Raw genomic sequence first — 2,373 nt, forward strand, 5'->3', positions numbered from 1 at the left:
CAACCAGCACCTTGACTTCGCCTGGCGCAGGCGGATTGGCGATCACCGCAGCCGCCTCCTCAAGCGTCACATGCCGTGAGATGAGCTTGTCGATCTCGATCGCACCCGAGGCGATGAGATCGGCGGCCCGGCGATGCGTAAACGGATTGAGAAACGAGCCCAGGACCCTCAATTCCCGGAACAACAGGTCGAAAGGTTCGAACTCGGCCTTCATGCCTTGAGGCATCACGCCGACGACGACAACCGTCCCGCCGGCTTTGGCCAGCCGCATCGATTGCTCGACTGTCTCTCTTACGCCAGCACATTCGAACACCACATTGACACCGCCTGGCATCAGGCCCGACGCACCGACGACCGTGTCGATGATATCGCAAGCGCTTGGGTCGACCGTCGCCGTTGCGCCCAATTCTTCGGCGAGGGCACGCCGCGAGGCCTGGCGCGTCGATAGGATGATTGTCGTCGCGCCGGCAAGCCTCGCCAGTTGCACGGTGAGCAGGCCGATCACGCCGCCGCCAAGCACGGCGACCGAGGAGCCGGGTCTGATCTGCGCCAGGTCCAAGCCATGCAGGCAGCAGCCAAGCGGCTCGCAGAACGCGCCATGCGTCGGCTTCAGGTCTTTCGGAAGGGAGAAGGCCTGCTTCTGGGGCAGCACGACATATTCGGCGAAGCCGCCGTCGCGGCGGATGCCGATGGCAATCAGATTATGGCAAAGATTGATGCGACCGGCATGGCAGTGCGGACAGCTCCCGCAGGCGATGTTGGGATCGCCGGTGACGCGATCGCCGACCGAAAAGCCGGACACTCCGGTTCCAATCGCTTCGACGATCCCGGAGAATTCATGTCCGAGCGTCACCGGCGGCGTACAGGGAAATTCGCCATGGAAAAGATGCCGGTCGGTTCCGCAGACGCCGCATGCCTCGATCCGCACCAGGAGATCGTCCGGCCCGGCGGCCGGTTTGCCGACCTCGCGCAGGGCAATGCTGCCCACGCCCTCCAGCCGCACCGCTTTCATCTCTGTTGCGCCTCCGGCATCAATTGAAACTCGGTGGTTGGGACAGATCGGGTGCTGGCGCTGCTGGCTTGGCAGGCGGCGTTTCACCGAAATTCGGCGGCTGCGACAGGTCCGGTGCAGGCGCGGTCGGCGCCGTGCCGCCATCCGCCGGCGGTATGCCAAGCGGCGACAGGCCCGGCGTTTCCGGTACCTGGTAATCGATCGTGCCCGGGTCGACTGGCGTGCCCTTGTAGTGCATCACCATCTGCGGGAAAGCGATGGTCAGGCCGATCATGATGACCTGGATGCAAACGAAGGGAACCGCGCCCCAATAGATCTGGCCGGTGGTCACCGGTGCGATCTGTTTGCCGGTGAGGCGATCCAGATAGGGCACCCGGGCGGCGACCGAGCGCAGGTAGAACAGCGCGAAGCCGAAGGGCGGGTGCATGAAGCTGGTCTGCATGTTGACGCCGAGCAGCACGCCGAACCAGATCAGGTCGATGCCGAGTTTGTCGGCGGCCGGCGCCAAAAGCGGCACGATAATGAAGGCGAGCTCGAAGAAGTCGAGGAAGAAGGCGAGCAAGAACACGAGGATGTTCACCCCGATCAGGAAGCCAATTTCGCCGCCCGGCAGCGATGTCAGGAGGTGTTCGACCCAGATATGGCCGTTGACGCCGTAGAAGGTGAGCGAGAACACACGCGCGCCGATCAGGATGAACAGCACGAAGGACGACAGCCGCGTCGTCGACGCCAGCGCCTGCTTGATCACGTCCAGCGACAGCCGCCCCTTCATCGCCGCCATGATCAGCGCGCCGACGGCGCCCATGGCGCCGCCCTCGGTCGGGGTGGCGATGCCGAGAAAGATGGTGCCCAGCACCAGGAAGATCAGCGCCAGCGGCGGAATCAGCACGATGATCACCTGCTGCGCCAGCCGCGACACCATGTTGATCTTCAGGCGCTGGTCGGCGATCGCCACGACGTAGATGAAAACCACGCCGATGGTGGCGCCGAGAATGTCGGCGTTTTGGCCCTGCGACGGCGCAAGATAGCGATACGCCGCGTAGCAAACCACGACTGCCGTCAGCAGCGCGACCAGCAACGACAGGATGCCGTGGCCGAGCGTGCGGGCCTCGAGCGGCAGGGCCGGCATCGACTTCGGCCGGACAATCGACATGATCAGGATGTAGAGCGTATAGAGGCCGGTCAGAACCAGCCCCGGGATCAGCGCGCCCGCATACATGTCGCCGACCGAGCGGCCGAGCTGGTCGGCCAGAACGATCAGCACCAGCGAGGGCGGAATGATCTGGGCGAGCGTGCCCGACGCCGCAATGACGCCGGACGCCACACGGCGGTCATAGCCGTAGCGCATCATGATCTGCAGC

General features: G+C 64.4%; 2 protein-coding genes. Both read right to left on the reverse strand.

Translation table 11 applies throughout. The features are described 5' to 3' along the window. On the reverse strand, positions 1-1,012 hold a 1,012-nt coding region (locus tag EOA86_RS30905; RefSeq protein ID WP_128345080.1), incomplete at its 3' end, for a zinc-dependent alcohol dehydrogenase family protein. Positions 1,013-1,031: 19 nt separating this feature from the next. Beyond that, positions 1,032-2,373: TRAP transporter large permease subunit (locus EOA86_RS30910; RefSeq protein ID WP_128345082.1), on the reverse strand; the 1,342-nt coding region annotated here is incomplete at its 5' end.

Origin of the sequence: Mesorhizobium sp. M5C.F.Ca.IN.020.32.2.1 (assembly GCF_004023105.1) — a bacterium.
GTDB classification, from domain to species: Bacteria; Pseudomonadota; Alphaproteobacteria; order Rhizobiales; family Rhizobiaceae; genus Mesorhizobium; species Mesorhizobium wenxiniae.